Annotated in this window: 16 protein-coding genes; 6 read left to right on the top strand and 10 right to left on the bottom strand. The window is 73.3% G+C overall.

Features of this window, described 5'->3' with window-relative positions; genetic code table 11:
* Positions 1 to 10: 10 nt before the first annotated feature.
* Positions 11 to 262: a hypothetical protein gene (locus tag HZZ00_RS02340; RefSeq protein WP_180330643.1), complete on the bottom strand. Its 252-nt coding sequence runs from the start codon at positions 260 to 262 to the stop codon at positions 11 to 13.
* A 164-nt stretch (positions 263 to 426) separates the two neighbouring features.
* Here HZZ00_RS02340 and HZZ00_RS02335 point away from each other — a divergent pair, with 164 nt between their 5' ends.
* Positions 427 to 1,488 carry a YafY family protein gene (locus HZZ00_RS02335; RefSeq protein ID WP_180330642.1) on the top strand — a complete coding sequence of 354 codons (1,062 nt, stop codon included), beginning with the start codon at positions 427 to 429 and terminating at the stop codon, positions 1,486 to 1,488.
* Here HZZ00_RS02335 and HZZ00_RS02330 read toward each other — a convergent pair.
* Together HZZ00_RS02330 and HZZ00_RS02325 are read right to left on the bottom strand one after the other, a co-directional pair.
* Positions 1,485 to 2,291, bottom strand: coding sequence for a TetR/AcrR family transcriptional regulator (locus HZZ00_RS02330; protein ID WP_257585628.1), 807 nt, complete (start codon positions 2,289 to 2,291; stop codon positions 1,485 to 1,487). The genes HZZ00_RS02335 and HZZ00_RS02330 overlap by 4 nt on opposite strands.
* 684 nt (positions 2,292 to 2,975) lie before the next feature.
* A complete protein-coding gene (locus HZZ00_RS02325) occupies positions 2,976 to 3,974 on the bottom strand; it encodes an RNA polymerase sigma factor RpoD/SigA (RefSeq protein WP_180330641.1) in 999 nt (332 codons plus the stop codon).
* 200 nt (positions 3,975 to 4,174) lie between these two features.
* On the opposite strand from HZZ00_RS02325, the gene HZZ00_RS02320 reads away from it, so the two are divergent.
* A complete protein-coding gene (locus HZZ00_RS02320) occupies positions 4,175 to 4,696 on the top strand; it encodes a GNAT family N-acetyltransferase (RefSeq protein ID WP_257585627.1) in 522 nt (173 codons plus the stop codon).
* A 38-nt stretch (positions 4,697 to 4,734) separates the two neighbouring features.
* On the opposite strand, the gene HZZ00_RS02315 is transcribed toward HZZ00_RS02320, so the two are convergent.
* On the bottom strand, positions 4,735 to 5,538 hold the full coding sequence (locus HZZ00_RS02315) for a dioxygenase (RefSeq protein ID WP_374028511.1): 804 nt from the start codon (positions 5,536 to 5,538) through the stop codon (positions 4,735 to 4,737).
* Positions 5,539 to 5,677: 139 nt separating this feature from the next.
* Here HZZ00_RS02315 and HZZ00_RS02310 point away from each other — a divergent pair, with 139 nt between their 5' ends.
* Complete coding sequence (locus HZZ00_RS02310; RefSeq protein ID WP_070023773.1) at positions 5,678 to 6,190, top strand: MarR family winged helix-turn-helix transcriptional regulator; 513 nt, start codon at positions 5,678 to 5,680, stop codon at positions 6,188 to 6,190.
* 31 nt (positions 6,191 to 6,221) lie between these two features.
* Here HZZ00_RS02310 and HZZ00_RS02305 read toward each other — a convergent pair whose 3' ends face one another.
* Both HZZ00_RS02305 and HZZ00_RS02300 read right to left on the bottom strand, forming a co-directional pair.
* On the bottom strand, positions 6,222 to 7,757 hold the full coding sequence (locus HZZ00_RS02305; protein WP_180330640.1) for an MFS transporter: 1,536 nt from the start codon (positions 7,755 to 7,757) through the stop codon (positions 6,222 to 6,224).
* Between the two features lie 122 nt (positions 7,758 to 7,879).
* Entirely contained in the window at positions 7,880 to 8,539 is a 660-nt protein-coding gene (locus tag HZZ00_RS02300) for a TetR/AcrR family transcriptional regulator (RefSeq protein ID WP_180330639.1), read from the bottom strand.
* Positions 8,540 to 8,851: 312 nt separating this feature from the next.
* On the opposite strand from HZZ00_RS02300, the gene HZZ00_RS02295 reads away from it, so the two are divergent.
* The gene (locus HZZ00_RS02295) at positions 8,852 to 10,168 is read left to right on the top strand and encodes a M6 family metalloprotease domain-containing protein (RefSeq protein WP_180330638.1); all 1,317 of its coding nucleotides are present in this window, start codon (positions 8,852 to 8,854) and stop codon (positions 10,166 to 10,168) included.
* Positions 10,169 to 10,192: 24 nt separating this feature from the next.
* Here HZZ00_RS02295 and HZZ00_RS02290 read toward each other — a convergent pair whose 3' ends face one another.
* Positions 10,193 to 10,813 carry a ScbR family autoregulator-binding transcription factor gene (locus HZZ00_RS02290; protein ID WP_180330637.1) on the bottom strand — a complete coding sequence of 207 codons (621 nt, stop codon included), beginning with the start codon at positions 10,811 to 10,813 and terminating at the stop codon, positions 10,193 to 10,195.
* Positions 10,814 to 11,005: 192 nt separating this feature from the next.
* Here HZZ00_RS02290 and HZZ00_RS02285 point away from each other — a divergent pair, with 192 nt between their 5' ends.
* Both HZZ00_RS02285 and HZZ00_RS02280 read left to right on the top strand, forming a co-directional pair.
* Positions 11,006 to 12,136, top strand: a complete 1,131-nt coding sequence (locus tag HZZ00_RS02285) for an oxidoreductase (RefSeq protein WP_257585626.1) — start codon at positions 11,006 to 11,008, stop codon at positions 12,134 to 12,136.
* The gene (locus tag HZZ00_RS02280; protein WP_180330636.1) at positions 12,133 to 12,792 is read left to right on the top strand and encodes an HAD-IB family hydrolase; all 660 of its coding nucleotides are present in this window, start codon (positions 12,133 to 12,135) and stop codon (positions 12,790 to 12,792) included. Before HZZ00_RS02285 ends, HZZ00_RS02280 begins: the two co-directional genes overlap by 4 nt.
* Here the strand turns inward: HZZ00_RS02280 and HZZ00_RS02275 are convergent.
* The 3 genes from HZZ00_RS02275 to HZZ00_RS02265 are packed head-to-tail and all read right to left on the bottom strand — an operon-like array spanning position 12,789 to position 17,805.
* On the bottom strand, positions 12,789 to 14,144 hold the full coding sequence (locus HZZ00_RS02275) for a phosphotransferase (RefSeq protein ID WP_180330635.1): 1,356 nt from the start codon (positions 14,142 to 14,144) through the stop codon (positions 12,789 to 12,791). The two genes, HZZ00_RS02280 and HZZ00_RS02275, sit on opposite strands and share 4 nt — an antisense overlap.
* Positions 14,141 to 15,826 carry a maltose alpha-D-glucosyltransferase gene (gene treS, locus HZZ00_RS02270; RefSeq protein ID WP_374028510.1) on the bottom strand — a complete coding sequence of 562 codons (1,686 nt, stop codon included), beginning with the start codon at positions 15,824 to 15,826 and terminating at the stop codon, positions 14,141 to 14,143. Before treS ends, HZZ00_RS02275 begins: the two co-directional genes overlap by 4 nt.
* Positions 15,823 to 17,805, bottom strand: coding sequence for an alpha-1,4-glucan--maltose-1-phosphate maltosyltransferase (locus HZZ00_RS02265; RefSeq protein WP_180330634.1), 1,983 nt, complete (start codon positions 17,803 to 17,805; stop codon positions 15,823 to 15,825). Before HZZ00_RS02265 ends, treS begins: the two co-directional genes overlap by 4 nt.
* Positions 17,806 to 17,919: the final 114 nt, after the last annotated feature.

Genomic DNA, 17,919 nt, shown 5'->3' with positions numbered 1-17,919 from the left:
GCCGGACGGGTCAGCGGTGGCCGAGCTGCCGTATCAGTCCGGCGAAGGCGTCCTGTTCGGCCGGGGTCAGCTCCACCGCCTCCCGCAGGGGGCCGGTTCCCGGCTGGGCCGGGAGGAACGGCAGCCGGGGGGCCGCGAGTTCGCGCATCGCCTGTGCCCGATACCGGCGCAGCAGACGCAGGACGCCGATCGCCCAGACCACACCGGCGACGGTGAGGATGGCCGCGGCTGCCAGCTGGATCGTCGAGAGATGCACGGGCATGCCTTCCAGTACACACCACACACGGCCCTACGGCCCCGGACCGTGATGTATCTCGCAGGTGCCGTGAACAACACTCACCGCACCAAAGGGGACGAGCGGGACGAAGCGCACGCGGGCCGCCGCGGGGCCGGACGGCGGCCCGGCGGTGCGGCATTCTCGTACGCATGACGACCGCCACCCCGGCACGGCTGTTGCAGCTGCTCTCCCTCCTCCAGACGCCCCGCGAGTGGCCCGGCGGTGAGCTGGCGGAGCGGCTCGGGGTGTCCCGTCGTACCGTGCGGCGCGACATCGACCGGCTGCGGGAGCTGGGCTACCCGGTGGAGGCGTCCAAGGGCGCGGACGGCGGGTACCGGCTGGTCGCGGGAAAGGCGATGCCGCCGCTGCTGCTGGACGACGAGGAGGCCGTCGCCATCGCGGTGGGGCTGCGGGCCGGCGCGGCGCACGCCGTGTCCGGGGTGGAAGAGGCGTCGGTACGGGCACTCGCCAAGCTGGAGCAGGTGCTGCCGGCCCGGCTGCGTCGGCGGGTCGCCACGCTCCAGGCGGCGATCACCCCGCTGCCCGGCGAGGACGGCACGAGCATCGCGCCACAGACGCTGACCGCGCTGGCCGGGGCGGTGGCGGGCCGGGAGCGGCTGCGGTTCGCCTACCGCGACAAGGACGGCGGCGACTCCCGCCGGCTGACCGAGCCGTACCGGCTGATGTCGGCGGGGCGCCGGTGGTACCTGGTCGCCTACGACCTCGACCGCGTCGGCTGGCGCACGTTCCGGGTGGACCGGCTGAGCGAGCCGTTCGCCACCGGAGTCCGCTTCGCGGCACGGGAGTTCCCGGCCGGTGGCGCCGCCGAGTACCTGCGGCGGTCCATCCAAGGGGGCCCGGAGACCTATGCGTTCGAGGTGCGGTTCGCCGCACCGGCCGAGGAGGTCGCCGAGCGGGTCCGGGCGTGGCTGGGAACGCCCGTGGACGACGGCGGGGGCGGCTGTGTCCTGCGGGGCGACGCCAGTGGCCCGGCCGAGTGGCTGGCGGCCCGGCTGGCGCTGACCGGGTACGAGTTCACGGTGCGGGCCCCGGAGGGACTGACCACGGCGGTAAGGGAGTTGGGGAGCCGGCTGAGCCGGGCGGGCGGCGGAGCCCCGGAGGACGGCCCGGCCGGTCCGCACGGCCCTGGTGCGGACGTCCGGGAGGCAAGTCCCCGACCGCCCCGGCACGGGCCGGAAGGCAGGCCCTAGCGTTCCCCGTTCCAGGCGAAGGCGTCCAGGGCCCTGAGGTTGCGCAGGGCCAGGGCGGCGGGGCCGTCCGGGCCGGCGGGCGGGGACGCGGTGGCGGCCCAGGACTTCACGGCCACGCGGACGGCGCTGCCGGCCACCGCCGCGGCGAAGCGCAGATCGGGGGTGATCACCGGGACGGGCGCTTCGGTCGGCACCGCCTCCTCGCCGGCGGCCTCCCCCTCACCGGCAGCCGCCTCCTCACCGGTGGCCGCTCCCCCGCCGGTCGCCGCTTCCCCGCCGGTTGCCGCTTCCCCGCCGGCAGCCGTGTCCCGCGCCGGCTCGGACCACGCGGGAGAGGACAGCCGTCGTGCCAGGATCTCCGCCAGCGCGTCCTCCGAGGTCTGGCCCACCTCGGCCCAGACCCTGCGCAGGGCGGGGCTGGTGTCGGTCAGCCGGATCAGGGTGCGCACCCACTCCCAGGAGGCCGCGGAGACGCCCACGCCGGGCAGGAGGGTGTGCTCGACGGCGTGCTCCAGGGCCTGCGGGACGGAGAGGCAGGCCGGGGCGGTACGCACCGCCTCCGCCCAGCGCTGGGCACCGGCGGCGTACAGGGGCGCGACCGCCTCCTCCTTGGTGGCGAAGTAGCGGTAGAACGTGCGCGGGGCGATGCCCGCCTGGCGGGCGATGTCCTCGGCGCGGGTGGCCCGCAGGCCCTGGCGGACGAAGAGGGCGGCCGCCGCCCGCGCGATCTCCATCCGGGTCTCGGCCTTGCGGCGCTCGGTGAGGGAGGGGTACGGCGGGGTGGGGCGGGGGGTGGTGCTCATCTCGGCAGGCTATGTCGGTGTGGCAGAATCTGCCATCCGGCGGTTCACCCCGGGGTTCAGGTACGGGGTGGGCCGCCGCCTGCCGTGCCCCGGGCCGTCGCGGCGCTCCCGAACACGCCGCCTCGCGCACTCCCGCGTCCCCGCACCGGGCCGCTCCCCCAGCGTCACACGGTCCGGGCCGCTCCCGCAGCGAAAGCCCCCGGGCGGGGTCCGGGCACGGTGGCCGTCTCCCGTTCCATGGCGCGGAAACGCCGTTACAAGCCGGTCGCCCGGTTCCCAGGGCACCGCGTCACACCGCACGGCGGCGGCGCGAACGCGCACCGGGCGCAAAAGGAGCCGGGCTCCGGCGCCCGGGGGGGGTGTGGGCGCCGGAGCCCGGCTCTGGGAAGTCCCAACGCCGGGGGGGGGATGTGCGTCGGGACGTGGCTCGCGTGGGGGTCGGCCGGGTGGTGCGTGGGGTGCGGTTCGGGCGGTGCGTTCGGGCGGTGCGTTCGTGCGGAAGGTGCTCTGTGGGGAGTGCGGCCGTTCGAGGGGCCCGCTTCCGGACCCGGAAGGGTTGTTCCCTCGGGCCCGGGAGTTGAAGCGGCGGCCGGGCGCCGTGTTTGCGCCGTCTTTCGCCACCGGGCGTACGCTGCCCCGCCCCACGGCTCGGGGTGCCGCCGTGGGCTCAGGCGCCCGGACGGGTCAGGCCGCCGCGTCGAAGCCGGTGTCGCGGGCCAGCTTCTTCAGTTCGAGCAGGGCGTGCTTCTCGATCTGGCGGATGCGCTCGCGGGTCAGGCCGTGCTCCTTGCCGACCTCGGTCAGGGTGCGCTCGCGGCCGTCCTCGATGCCGTACCGCATCTTGATGATGGACGCGGTGCGCTGGTCCAGCCGGCCGATCAGGTCGTCCAGTTCCTCGCTGCGCAGCAGGGTGAGGACGGACTGCTCGGGGCTGACCGCCGAGGTGTCCTCCAGCAGGTCGCCGAACTGGGTCTCGCCCTCGTCGTCCACCGACATGTTCAGGGAGACCGGGTCGCGGGCCCAGTCGAGGACGTCGGTGACGCGCTCGGGCGTCGAGCCCAGCTCCGCGGCGATCTCCGCGGGCTCCGGGTCGCGGCCGTGCTCCCGGTTGAACTCGCGCTGCACCCGGCGGATGCGGCCCAGCTCCTCCACCAGGTGGACGGGGAGCCGGATGGTGCGCGACTGGTCGGCTATGGAGCGGGTGATCGCCTGGCGGATCCACCAGGTGGCGTACGTGGAGAACTTGAAGCCCTTGCGGTAGTCGAACTTCTCCACGGCGCGCACCAGGCCGGCGTTGCCCTCCTGGATCAGGTCGAGCAGGGGCAGGCCGCTGCGCGGGTAGCGCCGGGCGACGGCCACGACCAGGCGGAGGTTGGAGCGGATGAAGACGTCCTTGGCCCGCTCACCCGCGTCGACCAGGGCCTGGAGCTCCTCGCGGGTGGCGTCCGAGGCCGTCTCCTCGAACCCGTCGAGGACCTGCCGCGCGAACACACCCGCCTCGATGGTCTGGGACAGCTCGACCTCCTTTGCGGCATCGAGCAGCGGCGTACGCGCGATCTCGTCGAGGTACATGCCGACCAGGTCGCGGTCCGCGATCTCGCCGCCATGAGCGCGAAGCCTGCTTGCCGAGTCGGCCGTCTCGCCGGAGGCGGACTGACGACGGGCGACGGCACGGGTTGCCATGCGTGCTCCCTTGCGATGGTGGGCTGGCGGGTGGTCCTGCTGAACGCTCGGCACTCGGGGACCTGTCCTGGACTCTCCCCTGAGTGCCCTGCATCCGATGGAAACAACGACTGGAATCCGGACAGAATTCCCAACCCGCCCATCAATTTTTCTGATCATGCAGTACCCTGTTCCGCCGCACGCGAGGGGAGGGGACGTTCGTGCCCACAGAGGTGCAGGTCAGGCCGGGAGTCGAGGGGGACCTCGACGCCCTCACGGAGATCTACAACCACTACGTCCGCACGACACCCGTCACGTTCGACACCGTGGCCCTCACTCCGGGGGAGCGCCGCCCCTGGCTGCTCTCCCACCCGGAAGACGGCCCGCACCGCCTGATGGTTGCCACGGAGGCCGCACCGGACACCAGTGCCCCGCGGGTCCTCGGGTACGCCACCTCCGGCCCGCACCGCGCGCGGCCCGCCTACGCGACGTCCGTGGAGACCTCGGTGTACCTCGCCCCCGGCGCGGGCCGGCGCGGCATCGGCACCCTGCTCTACGACGCCCTCTTCACGGCCCTGTCCGGCGAGGACCTGCACCGCGCCTACGCCGGGATCACCCAGCCGAACGAGGCCTCCGTGCGGCTGCACGCGCGCTTCGGCTTCCGGCCCGTCGGCACCTTCCGCGAGGTGGGCCGCAAGTTCGGCCGCTACTGGGACGTGGCCTGGTTCGAGAAGGAGCTGTAGCGGGGTCCGTCCGCACGGCCGCCGGGGCCGGTCCGGGCCTATCCGAACTGCACCGACCGCTTGGCCAGGCCCATCCAGAAGCCGTCGATCACCGACCTGTGGGCGTCCAGCCCGCCGCCGGCGTCCGCCGCGCCCATGGTGACGAAGAGCGGGGCGAAGTGTTCGGTGCGGGGGTGGGCGTAGCGGCCGGCCGGGGCCTTGGCGGAGAAGTCGAGGAGGGCGTCCCAGTCGCGGTCGGCGAGGGCGCGCCGGCCCCAGTCGTCGAACTCGGCGGACCAGGCGGGGACGCCCGGGCCGGTGTGACGCAGGGCGGCGAGGTTGTGGGTGAAGAAGCCGGAGCCGACGATCAGCACGCCCTCGTCGCGCAGCGGGGCGAGCCTGCGGCCGATCTCCATCAGCCGTACCGGGTCGAGGGTGGGCATGGACACCTGGAGCACGGGGATGTCGGCGTCCGGGTACATCTCGACGAGGGGAACGTAGGCGCCGTGGTCCAGGCCCCGGTCCGGGACGTCCTGGACGGGGGTGCCGGGGGCGCGCAGCAGCTTGCGCACGGACTCGGCGAGCGCGGGCGCGCCGGGGGCGGCGTACCGGACCCGGTAGTAGTGCTCGGGGAAGCCCCAGAAGTCGTACACCAGCGGGACGGTCTCGACGGCGCCGAGGGCGAGCGGCGCCTCCTCCCAGTGGGCGGAGACGACGAGGATCGCCTTCGGGCGGGGCAGCGCCGCGGCCCAGTCGGCGAGCTGGCCGGGCCACACCGGGTCGTCGGCGAGCGGCGGCGCGCCGTGGCTGAGGTACAGGGCGGGCATGCGCTCCCGGCCGGCGGCGGGGGTGGCGACGGACATGACGGCGGCTCCCGGTCGTTCCGGCGGACCATCGTCTGGACGGGCCGGACACTTCCTGATGCTTTAACTCTCAAGTTCTGGTTACCACCGTACGCCCCACTGATTCAAGTTTCAAAAAGGCCCTTCGTAAAGTGGGTGCATGAACACGGCACCGGACTCCGCCGACACGGCACACCGCTGGCTCACCGCCGAGGAACAGCGCGTCTGGCGCGCGTACCTGCACGCCACCACCCTGCTGGAGGACCACCTCGACCGGCAGTTGCAGCGTGACGCGGGCATGCCGCACGTCTACTACGGCCTCCTCGTCACCCTCGCCGAGGCACCGCGGCGCCGGCTGCGGATGACGGAGCTGGCGATGAAGGCGAAGATCACCCGCTCCCGGCTGTCGCACGCCGTCGCCCGGCTGGAGAAGAGCGGCTGGGTGCGCCGGGAGAACTGCCCCTCCGACAAGCGCGGCCAGCTGGCGGTGCTCACCGAGGAGGGCGCCGCGGTGCTCGGCCGTACCGCGCCGGGCCATGTCACCGCCGTACGCCAGGCCCTGTTCGACCGGCTCAGCCCGGAACAGCAGAAGGCCCTCGGCGAGATCATGGAGATCGTCGCCGAGGGCCTGCAGCCGGACGAGGCGGGCGCGGACCTGCCCTGGCTGCGCTAGCTCTTCAAGAGGCGTTGGCTCCGCGCCGTGTTCAGTGGGCCACCACCGGCACCGGCACCTCGTCCTCGACGCCCGTGCCGGAGGCCACCGTGGTGGAGCCCGGACGGCCGGCGTTGACGAAGGTGAAGGCGATCAGCGCGGCGACCCCGAGGATGCCGACGGCGAAGGCGATCGCCGAGGTGTAGCCGTGCACCATGCTCTGCAGTCCGACCAGCTGCTGCTGCGGCTTGGTGACGGCGCCGCCGATGTGGTCCTTGAAGTACGACGTCTTCGCGGACGCGGCGATCGTGTTCAGCAGGGCGGTGCCGATCGCGCCGCCCACCTGCTGCGAGGTGTTGACCATCGCGGAGGCGACACCGGCGTCCCGGGGCTGGACGCCCTGGGTGGCCATGGACATCGCCGGCATGAAGGCCGTGCCCATGCCGAGGCCGAGCAGCACCATCGCGGGCAGCAGCAGGGTGACGTACGAGGAGCCGATCTCCAGCTGGGTCAGCAGCAGCATGCCGAGGCCGGCCACCAGGAAGCCGGGGCCCATCAGCAGCCGGGCCCGGACCCGGGTCATCAGCCGGGTGCCGATCTGGGTGGAGCCGGTGATCATGCCGGCCACCATCGGCAGGAACGCGAAGCCCGTCTTGACCGGCGTGTAGCCCTTCACGATCTGCAGGTAGTAGGTCAGGAAGAGGAACAGGCCGAACATGCCGATGATGGCGAGGCCGAGGGAGAGGTAGATGCCGCCGCGGGTGCGGTCGCGGACCACGCGCAGCGGCAGCAGCGGGGCCTTGACCCGCGACTCGACCAGCACGAACGCCAGCAGCAGCACCGCGGACGCGACGAACATGGACACGGTCACGGCGTCGCCCCAGCCGTCGGACTCGGCGCGCGTGAAGCCGTAGACCAGCGCGACCAGGCCGAGGGTGGACAGCACCACGCCGGGGATGTCGAGCGGGGAGCGGTTGCGGCCGCCCTCCGGCTCCCGGATGACGAAGGTGGCGCCGAGCGCGGCGACGATGGCGAACGGCACGTTGACGAAGAACGTCCAGCGCCAGTCCAGGTACTCGGTGAGGAAACCGCCGAGGATCAGGCCGACGGCACCGCCGCCGCCCGCGATGGCGCCGTAGATGCCGAACGCCTTGGCGCGCTCCCGGGCGTCCGTGAACATCACGGCCAGCAGGGACAGCGCGGCCGGGGCCAGCAGCGCGCCGAAGACGCCCTGGAGGGCACGGGCGCCGAACATCATCGGGCCGGAGGTGGCCAGACCGCCGAGCGCGGAGGCGAGGGCGAAACCGACCAGACCGGTGAGGAAGGCTCGCCGGCGGCCCCACTTGTCGGCGATCCGGCCGCCGAAGAGCAGCAGACCGCCGAAGGCGAGCGCGTAGGCCGTGACGACCCACTGCCGGTTGCCGTCGGATATGCCGAGGTCCTTCTGGGCCGACGGCAGGGCGATGTTCACGATGGTGGAGTCGAGGACGACCATCAGCTGGGCGAGCGCGATGAAGACGAGCGCCTTCCAGCGGTTGGCGTCACCGCTGCGCGCGGCGAGGCCGGGAGCCTTGACGGCTTCGGACATGGGGGTACCCACTTCGGGACTTCGAGACGACGGACATCAGGACGTCGTGACGGAAAAATGACGAGAAATCGACAGAGAACGGAAGGTGTCGGGACAGTGAACGTAAGTCGGGTCGCGCGGAGCTACGCGGTCGGGCAGGACTGACGCAGCTCCTCGACGGTGACGGCATGGCCCGGCAGGGCCGAGCGGGCGGGGGCCCGCAGGCCGTCGAGGAAGATCTGGAGGTGGCGGTGGACGAACCGGTCACCGCGCAGGCAGTCCGTGCCGGCCGGGGGCCGGCTCAGCTGGGCGACGGCGACCAGCAGATCGAAGACGCCCACGTCGGGCCGGAGTTGACCGGCCGCCACCGCCCGGCCCATGACCTCCTCCACGAGGCTTTCGACACGCTCGCGGGAGGCCACCAGGTCGGGGTGATGCCGGTCGAAGGTGCTGGAGACCATCGGACACAGGGCACTGATCCGCTCGTCGGCGGCGGTGTGCACGAAGTGCTCCAGCGCGGTGAAGGCGTCCCCGGTCTCCGCCAGGGCGCGCTCGGCCGCCTCGGCCGTGCGGTCCATCACGGAGCAGACGACCTCGCGGACGAGGGCGTCGCGGTCGGGGAAGTTGCGGTACAGCGTGGCGTTGCCGACGCCGGCCCGGCGGGCGATCTCGTCCAGCGGCACATCGGGGCCGTGCTCGACGAACATCTCCCGGGCGGCGGTGACGATCCGCTCGCGGTTGCGCAGGGCGTCGGCGCGGGGCCGGGTCACCTTGCGCGGCGCGGAACGGGTCGCGGTCGTCACGGCGTACTCCTCGGATGTCGAAGTTCTTCGGGCCGGCCGATCCGGGGACGCGCTCCCCGTTTCGGGCGGACACACTTCCAAACGGGGAGAGGGTCCCCACTTATTTCCGGCCCCGGGAAGAAAGCGTGTGACCTGGGACACACCCTTTCTGGCCCCGTGATTCACCCCGCCGCGTACCCCGCTTCCCACGATCGGTCCCGCCCTTCGCACGATCGGTCTCGCCCAGCGCGCGCCCGCCGGGTCACCGACACAGGGTGATCGCAAGGGCGCAGCCGGAGACCGGGGGCTGCCGTGGAGCGAAGGGGTCCATGCATGCAGCCGCAGCCGCAGTCCCGCCGCATACCCGACCCGGACCCGGCCGGCATAGGCACGCGGCGCATACGCTCGCGCCGGACGGCCGCCCTCGCCGCGGTGACCGCGCTGACCCTCGCGATCAGCACCTCGGCCGGGACCGCCCGCCTCACGGCGCCCTCCGCCGCCGGGCCGGTCGGCCTGGCCCGCTCCGCCGCCTTCTCGCCCTGCATGATCCACGGCGGCCCGGACGTGCAGATGTCCGAGGGCGTGCCCACCCGGCACGGCTACGCCCGCTCCACCGGCACCGTGCACGCCCTGACCCTTATGGTCGACTTCTCCGACGCCCCCGGGCCGGGCAGCGCGATGGACCGCTTCCACGAGTTCTTCCCGCGCACCGAGGACTGGTTCCGCACCTCCTCCTACGGCCGCCTGGACTACCGGGCCGAGACACCGGTCACCGGCTGGCTGCGGATGCCGAAGCCGTTCGCCTCGTACGGCATAGAGCGCGGCGCGCCCTTCGAGCCGGGCTACCGGCAGCTGGTGCAGGACATCGTCGCCGCGGCCGATCCCAAGGTCGACTTCCGCTCGTACGACCTGCTCAACGTGCTGATCACCCCGAACGCCGGCCCGCCCGCGCTGGACACGGTGCTGTCGGTGACCTTCGCGGGGAACGGGGACGCCCCGGTGGCCGACGGGGTGCCGGTCTCCAACGCCTCCTTCATCTACTCCCGCCAGGACGACGGCTCCGGCTCCTTCCCGCGCACCGGCTTCCGGGTGCTGCCGCACGAGAACGGCCACACCTTCGGCCTGCCCGACCTGTACACCCAGGACGGCGGGGGCTCGGTGGGGCACTGGAGCATCATGAGCGAGGACTGGGGCGCCAACAACGACATGCTCGGCTGGGACAAGTGGAAGCTGGGCTGGCTGGACGGCACCCAGGTCGGCTGCGCCGCCCGGCCGGGCAGCGTCGAGTACTCCCTGACCCCGCTCCACCGGACGGGCGGCGGCAAACTGGTGATCATCCCGGTCGACGGCCACACCGCCTACGCCCTGGAGGTGCGCGCCCAGGGCGGCAACGACGAGGTGGTCTGCTGTCCCGGTGTCCTCGTCTACAAGGTGGACGCCACGGTCGACACCGGCCGCGGCCCGGTCACCGTGTACGACTCGCACCGCGACACCGGCGGCTGCACCCGCAGCCCCAACGTGCAGGCCGAACTCTCCGACGCACCCTTCACTCCCGGGGAGACCTTCAAGGACCCGCGCCACGGGATCGAGGTGCGGGTGACGGGCGTGGACGACGACGGCGACTACCGGGTCCGGGTCACCCGCACCTGACCCCGTCCGCCGCCCGGCGCGAGGTCAGACGACGAGCGTCGCGGCCACGATCTCCTCGATCCGCTCCACGATGTCGGCCCGTCCGTCGAGGATCCACGAGATGTGCTGGGCGCCGAAGACCGCGGAGACGAGCACGCGGGCGAGCGCCTGCGGCGGGCGGCCGTCCCGGGCGTCCTCCAGCAACCAGCGGGCCAGGATGTCGGTGTACTCGTGATACGGCACCGGCAGCGCGGAGCCGATCTGCGAGTGCTCGATCTGGAGCCGGGCGCCCGCCTGGATGACCACGTCGTCCCGGAAGGCGACCGCGGTGCGCATCAGGTACTCCACGACCCGTTCGCGCGGCGGCAGACCGAGGGCCTCGGTCGCCTCGGCCAGCTCCCGCAGCTTGGCGTAGAAGCCCTGCGAGACGGCCGCGGCCAGCTCCTCCTTGCCGGAGTAGTGGAAGTAGACCGCGCCCTTGGTCATCCCGGCGTACTCGGCGATGTCCAGCACGGTCACATCGGGGAACCCGCCGTCGGCGAAGGCCCGCGCGGCGGCCTGGAGCACCAGCTCCCGGGTGCGCAGCGCCCGCTCCTGGCGGGGGCGGCCCCGCACGGCGGCGGCCGCGGTCCGCCGGGAACCGGCCACCGTGTCGTCCGTGCCCATCGCTGCCTCGCTTCCTGTGCGGGCGCAACCCGCGAGAAATAAGAAGACCTTCTTGACGGTATTTTATCCGGGAAACGGCGCCGAGACCATGACCGAAAACGCATCTCAAAAAATTCATGTGCGTAGGTATATTTCGGCGGGCGGTGCCGTCCGCGCCGCTCCACGTCTCTCCCACGGCTAAGGAGTCGGTACGTGCACGCTCTCGCCCTGGCTGACCGAACCCCGACCACGACCCGGCAGCAGGCCACGCTCCGCCCCGCCGAGGTCGCCCACGCCGCCGCGGTGTCCGCCCGGTACGCCCGACAGGCCGACGAACAAGGCGGGTTGAGCGACGCGACGCTCGCCGCGCTGGACGTGGCCGGCTTCGCACGGCACTTCTCCCCCGGCCGCCCGGACGGCGCACACGGCACCTTCACCGAACTGTTCGACGCGGCCGTCGCCGTCGCCGAGGGCTGCCCCTCCGCCGCCTGGTGCGGCACCCTGTGGGCGGTCCACGCCCGCTACGCGGCCCGCCTCCCCGAAGAGGGCCGGGCCGAGATCTGGGCCCGCTCCCCCGGCACCCGGATCGCGGCGGCCATCCTGCCCCCGGCGGGCCGCGCCGAGCGCGCTCCGGGCGGCTGGCGGCTGACCGGCCGCTGGTCGATGGCGAGCGGCGCCGAGTGGTCCGACTGGCTGCTGCTGGCCGCCCCGGCCGGTGAACGGCCCGGCGACGTACGGGCCTTCGCCGTGCCCCGTACGGCCGTCACCGTGCACGACACCTGGGACGGCACCGGGCTCAGGGCCACCGGCAGCCATGCCGTCAGCGTGCGGGAGGTCCTGGTGCCCGATCACCGCACGGCGCCGTTCGCCGCGCTGCTCGACGGCTCGCCGGGGCCGGGCCCCCGCTGCCACACCGTCCCGGCCCACCTGCCGGGCCCGCTGCTGTTCGCGGCGCCGGCCCTCGGCGCCGCACGGCACGCCCTCGCCGCCTTCACCGAACGGATGCCCGCAGCCTCCCCGCCCGACGGCGCCGCGGCCGACGCGCTCGCCCGCTCCGCCACGGAGATCGACTCCGTCGCGTTGCTGTGGCGCCGGGCCATCGGCCGGGCGGACACGGGTCCCACCGACGCGGCGGCCGTCGCCCGCAACCGCCGGGACGCCGCCTACGGCGTGGAGACGCTGGTCACCGCCGTCGACCGGCTGCTGCGGGCCGGGGGCGGCGCGGCCCGGGGCGGCACCGACCCCCTCCAGCGCTGCTGGCGGGACGTGCACACGGTCGCCGCGCACGGCGCCCTGCGCACCGGCGCCGCCGCGCGGGCCTATGCGGCGGTGACGGTGGGATGAGCGGCGCGCGACCGGCCTATCTGGTCTTCAGCGACGTGGACGAGACGCTCGTCAACGCCAAGAGCATGCTCGACTTCCTGGACCACTACTTCCCGGACCGCTACGGCCGCCGGGGCGCCCTGAAGGCCGCGCGGGTCCGTGCCGACCTGGCCCGCCTCCTGGCCCGGGGCGCCTCCCGGGCCGAGGCCAACCGCCGCTTCTACCGGGCCTGGCGGGGCGAACCGGCCGCTGCGGTGCACGCCCGGGCGGCGCGGTGGTTCGCCGCCCGGGCCGCCGGCCCCGGCTTCTACGTCGAGCCGACGCTGGCCGCCCTGCGCGACCACGTGCGGCGCGGCGCGTACGTGGTGCTGGTCTCCGGTTCCTTCCCGGCCGTGCTCGCGCCGCTGGCCGAGCAGGTGGGCGCCCGCCGGGTGCTGTGCAGTACGCCCCGGGTGCACCGGGGCGTCTACACCGGCGCGCTTCTCGGCGGGCCCATGATCGGCGAGGCCAAGCGCGAGGCCGTCCGCGCGCTGCTGGCCGAGTACCCGGACGTCCGCCCGGCCCACTGCTACGCGTACGGCGACCACGTCTCGGACCTGCCGATGATGACGGAGGTGGGCCACCCGGTGCAGGTGGGCGACGACCCGGTGCTGCGCGCCCGCCTGACCGCCGCCTAGGAGGCGGGCCCCCCGGGCCGCGCGGCCGGGTCCCGTCCCGTCAGCCGGGCGATCGCCGCGAGCGGGATGTGCATCCAGTCGGGGCGGTTGCGGCGTTCATAGGCCGTCTCGTAGACCGCCTTGTCCAGGGTGTAGGCGCGCAGCAGCGCCTCCTGGGCGTGCGGGTCGGTGCCCGAGGTGTCGGCGTAGCCGCGGCAGAAGGCGCCGCGGCTCGCCCGCGCCCAGCCGGGGGCGGCGCCGTGGGCGGCCGCGTAGTCGAAGGAGCGCAGCATGCCGGCCACGTCGCGCAGCGGCGAGTGGCGTTCGGCCCGCAGGGACATCGCACAGGACGGCTCGCCCTCGAAGTCGATCACCGTCCAGCGGGTGCCGGTGCACAGCAGCTGGCCGAGGTGCAGATCGCCGTGGACCCGCTGGACGGTGGGCCCGGGCGGCAGGTCCGCGAGGTCCGCGTAGGCCGCGCGCAGGTCCTCGGCGTACGGCGCCAGTTCGGGCACGTGCGCGAGGGCCTGTTCCAGCCGGGTGCGGAAGGCCTCGCCCAGCTCCGTGCGGTGCTCCTCGTCCATCGGGCGGGAGCCGAGCCGCGCGGCCAGGTCCCGGTGCACCGCGGCCACCGCGCCGCCCATGGCGTACGCCTGCTCCGCGAAGTCCCGGCCCTCGCGCACGGCGGCCAGGGCGCGCGTCCAGCCGTCGGCGGCGCCGGGCAGGAAGCCCTGGACCACGGCGAGCGTGACCGGGCCGTCGGACAGTTCGGTCTCGACCGCGCCGTACAGCGGCGCGGTGTGCGGGTTGCCGGCGGCCCGCAGGGCGCGGGTCAGCTCCAGCTCGGGGTTGGTGCCGGTGTGCAGCTGACGGAAGACCTTCAGCACATAGCGCTCGTCGGCGACCACCGAGGTGTTGCTCTGCTCCACGCCGAGCGGCCGGCACCCGGCCACCCGGCCGGGCGGTGGCCAGGCGGCGCAGCGCGGCTCGCTGCGGAAGGCGAGCCGGGGATGCTCGCGCTCCCCGGCCACCAGGTGCAGCAGCTCCCGTACGAGGGTTCCGTCGCTCATGCCCTCGATGACGCTCTCGTCGTCCTGTACGGCGATGACGTGGCCGCCGTCCGGCGGCCGCCGCGCCGGGTGGACGGCGATGGGCACCTGGTAGAGCTGTCCGGGCCCGCCGTCGGCGTACTCCGCCTCCACCAGCAGGATCATCCCGTGCGGGGTGACCGCGCCGACCTCCACGACGCGGGCCGTGCGCAGCGGCCGGTCCTTGCCGGCGTACCAGCGCTGGCCGGGCAGCCAGGCGGTGAGCGCCCGTTCCAGGCGCGCGGTGTCGATCGGGGGTGCGTCCGCGAGGACGGCGTCGCTCACACCGGCCTCCGGTCCTCGTCGGGGCAGATGCAGAACCAGTAGAAGCCGTGCCCGCCGATGCTCAGCCGGTAGGGCGCGGACCCGATGACGGGGTAGCGGGCGCCGCCGCGCACCTCGACGGGGGTGATCCCCGCGTAGCCGCGCAGGTCGAGTTCCACGGGCTGCGGATGGCGGGAGAGGTTGTTCACGCACAGCACCTGGGAGCGGGTGCCGTCGGGGGCCGTGTAGTGGCGGACGAACGCGAAGACGGCCGGGTTGTCGGCCTCGATCTCGGCGAACTCGCCGAGCCCGAAGGCAGCGTGCCTGCGGCGGCCGGCGAGCATCTCCCGGGTCCAGTGCAGCAGCGAGGAGGGTGCCTCCAGCTGGCTCTCTACGTTGACGGTCTGGTAGCCGTACACCGGGTCCATGACCGCGGGCAGGGTCAGCCGGCCCGGGTCGGCCGTGGAGAACCCGGCGTTGCGGTCCGGGGTCCACTGCATCGGGGTGCGCACGCTGTCGCGGTCGCCGAGCCAGATGTTGTCGCCCATGCCGATCTCGTCGCCGTAGTAGAGGATCGGCGAGCCGGGCAGGGACAGCAGCAGCGCGGTGAACAGCTCCATCTGCTTGCGGTCGTTGTCGAGCAGCGGGGCGAGCCGGCGCCGGATGCCGATGTTGGCGCGCATCCGCGGGTCCTTGGCGTACTCCGCGTACATGTAGTCGCGCTCCTCGTCGGTGACCATCTCCAGGGTCAGCTCGTCGTGGTTGCGCAGGAAGATGCCCCACTGGCAGCCGGCGGGGATCTTGGGGGTGGAGGCGAGGATCTCCGAGACGGGGTAGCGCGAGCCCTGCCGCACCGCCATGAACAGGCGGGGCATCAGCGGGAAGTGGAAGGCCATGTGGCACTCGTCGCCGCCGCGCTCGTAGTCGCCGAAGTAGTCGACGACGTCCTCCGGCCACTGGTTGGCCTCCGCCAGCAGCACCCGGCCGGGGTACTCGGTGTCCACGAGGTGCCGGGCCCGCTTGAGGAAGGCGTGGGTGGCGGGCAGGTTCTCGCAGTTGGTGCCCTCCTGCGCGTACAGGTACGGCACCGCGTCCAGCCGGAACCCGTCGACGCCGAGGTCCAGCCAGTGGCGCAGATGGCCGAGCATCTCCTCCTGCACCCGCGGGTTCTCGTAGTTGAGGTCCGGCTGGTGGGAGAAGAAGCGGTGGAAGTAGTACTGGCCGCGCACCGGGTCGTACGCCCAGTTGGACGTCTCGGTGTCGACGAAGATGATCCGCGCGTCCGGGTAGCCCTTGTCGTCGTCGGCCCACATGTAGTAGTCGCCGTAGGGCCCTTCGGGGTCCTTGCGCGACTCCTGGAACCACGGGTGCTGGTCGCTGGTGTGGTTCATGACCATGTCGATGATGACGCGGATGCCGCGGGCGTGCGCCTCCTGGAGGAGTTCCCGGAAGTCCTCGACGGTGCCGAACTCCGGCAGCACCTCGCGGTAGCCGGAGACGTCGTAACCGCCGTCCTTCAGCGGCGACTTGAAGAAGGGCGGCAGCCACAGGCAGTCCACGCCGAGCCACTGGAGGTAGTCCAGCTTGGCCCGCAGGCCCCGGATGTCGCCGACGCCGTCGCCGTCGCTGTCGTGGAAGGAGCGGACGAGCACCTCGTAGAAGACGGCCCGCTTGAACCAGTCGGGGGTGTGGTCGATGGTCACTTCTGGCTCCAGGTGAGGATGCGGGCGGGGGTCGACAGGGGATCGGTCGCGACGGAGAACCGCGGGGTGAGGACGAGGCGTTCGCCCGTGACGGCGTCGGTGACCGGTCCGTCGGGGAGCCGCGGGCCCTCGGCGTCGAGGGTGACCGTCCCCTTCTCGGGGGCGTCCGGCGTCAGGCCGACCACGCACAGCACGGTGTCGCCGGTGGCAGGGTCGGTCTTGGAGTAGGCGATGAGGGCGTCGTTGTCCGTGGCGTGGAAGCGCAGGGTGCGCAGCTGCTGGAGCGCGGGGTGGGCGCGGCGCACGGAGTTGAGGAGGGTGAGCCAGGGCTCCAGGGAGCGGCCGGCGGCGCGGGCGGCTGCCCAGTCGCGGGGACGCAGCTCGTACTTCTCCGAGCGGGCGTACTCCTCGCAGTCCCCGGTGGCGCGCAGCGGCTCGCCCTCGTACAGCTCGTACCCCGCGTACACGCCCCAGGACGGTGACAGCGTCGCGGCGAGCGCGGCCCGCACGGCGAACGCTCCGGGCCCCCCGGTCTGGAGGTGCACGGGCAGGATGTCCGGGGTGTTCACGAAGAAGTTGGGGCGCAGGAAGTCACTGTCGGCGACCAGTTCCTCAAGGTATTCGGTGAGTTCCTGCTTTGTCTCGCGCCAGGTGAAGTAGGTGTACGACTGGGCGAATCCACGGCGGGCCAGCCCCTTGAGAACGGCCGGCCGGGTGAATGCCTCGGCCAGGAAGAAGACATCGGGGAATTCCCGGCCGATCTCGTCGATGAGACGACTCCAGAACGCCACCGGTTTCGTGTGCGGATTGTCGACGCGGAAGATGCGCACACCGCGGTCGATCCACAGCCTTACGATGCGCAGGATTTCCGCGTAGAGGGATTCCGGGGCGTTGTCGAAGTCGAGGGGATAGATGTCCTGGTACTTCTTCGGCGGGTTCTCGGCATAGGCGATCGAACCGTCCGGGCGGTGGCTGAACCACTCCGGGTGCTCGGTCACCCAGGGGTGGTCGGGCGCGCACTGCAGCGCCAGGTCGAGCGCGACCTCCAGGCCGTGCGCGCGGGCCCGGGCGACGAAGTGGACGAAGTCCTCGACCGTGCCGAGGTCCGGGTGGACCGCGTCGTGGCCGCCGTCGGCGGAGCCGACCGCCCACGGTGAGCCGACGTCACCGGGCGCGGCGGTCAGCGCGTTGTCGCGGCCCTTGCGGTGGACGGTGCCGATGGGGTGCACGGGCGGCAGATAGACCACGTCGAACCCCATGGCGGCGATCCTGGGCAGTTCCCGGACGGCGGTGCGCAGGGTGCCGTGCACGGGGGTCCCGTCGGCGCGCCGGCCGCCGGTGGAGCGCGGGAAGAACTCGTACCAGCTGCCGTACCGCGCCCGCGGCCGGTCCACCCGCAGCCGCTGCACGGGCCCGTGCGTGACCAGTTCGCGCGGCGCGGCCCCGGCCATCGCCGCCTGCACGGAGCCGGACAGCGCGGCCTCGGCGCGTGCGGCGGGCGGGCGTCCGGCGGAACGCAGCGTGGCGGCGGCCGAGCGCAGCAGCCGGGCCGGGCCGGCCGGCTCCCCGGGCCGCCCGGTGCCGTCGCCCGCCGGGCCCGCGGCGCGGTCCAGCAGCCGGGCGCCCTCCTCCAGTTCGTTGTCCAGGTCGGTCAGGCCCGCGTCCAGCTTGGCGCGCAGCCCCGCGGTCCAGGTGGCCCACGGATCGCGCCACGCCACGACCTGGAAGGTCCAGGGGCCCGGCGCATCGGCCGCCACCGTCGCCGTCCACAGGTCCAGTCCCGCGTCCGCGAGGCGCAGCGGTACCGTGCGCGGCGGTCCCGAAGGGCCGCGCAGCACCACCTCCGCCCCGAGCACCCCGTGTCCCTCGTGCCACACCGTGGCCCGCACCGACACCGGTTCGCCCGTCACGGCCTTGGCGGGGAACGCCCCGCGGCCGACCGCCGGCCGTACGTCCTCGATTGCTATTCGACCGTCCAACGCTTCCTCCAGATGTGCGTCGGCAACTGCGGAATGAAGCGTTGCCCGGCGGTAATTCGGCCGACAAGGATTTCCCCGGCACCGCCCGCCGCAGAGGAAAGTTGGACGAGTCGC

Origin of the sequence: Streptomyces sp. NEAU-sy36 (genome assembly GCF_013423905.1) — a bacterium.
Taxonomy (GTDB): Bacteria; Actinomycetota; Actinomycetes; order Streptomycetales; family Streptomycetaceae; genus Streptomyces; species Streptomyces misionensis.
This window is presented reverse-complemented; position numbering and strand designations above follow the sequence as displayed.

Excerpts from the sequence above, each read along its gene's own strand:
- HZZ00_RS02340 (WP_180330643.1), bottom strand. The coding sequence starts at position 262 with ATGCCCGTGCATCTCTCGACGATCCAGCTGGCAGCCGCGGCCATCCTC.
- HZZ00_RS02335 (WP_180330642.1), top strand. The coding sequence starts at position 427 with ATGACGACCGCCACCCCGGCACGGCTGTTGCAGCTGCTCTCCCTCCTC.
- HZZ00_RS02330 (WP_257585628.1), bottom strand. The coding sequence starts at position 2,291 with ATGAGCACCACCCCCCGCCCCACCCCGCCGTACCCCTCCCTCACCGAG.
- HZZ00_RS02325 (WP_180330641.1), bottom strand. The coding sequence starts at position 3,974 with ATGGCAACCCGTGCCGTCGCCCGTCGTCAGTCCGCCTCCGGCGAGACG.
- HZZ00_RS02315 (WP_374028511.1), bottom strand. The coding sequence starts at position 5,538 with ATGTCCGTCGCCACCCCCGCCGCCGGCCGGGAGCGCATGCCCGCCCTG.
- HZZ00_RS02310 (WP_070023773.1), top strand. The coding sequence starts at position 5,678 with ATGAACACGGCACCGGACTCCGCCGACACGGCACACCGCTGGCTCACC.
- HZZ00_RS02305 (WP_180330640.1), bottom strand. The coding sequence starts at position 7,757 with ATGTCCGAAGCCGTCAAGGCTCCCGGCCTCGCCGCGCGCAGCGGTGAC.
- HZZ00_RS02295 (WP_180330638.1), top strand. The coding sequence starts at position 8,852 with ATGCAGCCGCAGCCGCAGTCCCGCCGCATACCCGACCCGGACCCGGCC.
- HZZ00_RS02290 (WP_180330637.1), bottom strand. The coding sequence starts at position 10,813 with ATGGGCACGGACGACACGGTGGCCGGTTCCCGGCGGACCGCGGCCGCC.
- HZZ00_RS02280 (WP_180330636.1), top strand. The coding sequence starts at position 12,133 with ATGAGCGGCGCGCGACCGGCCTATCTGGTCTTCAGCGACGTGGACGAG.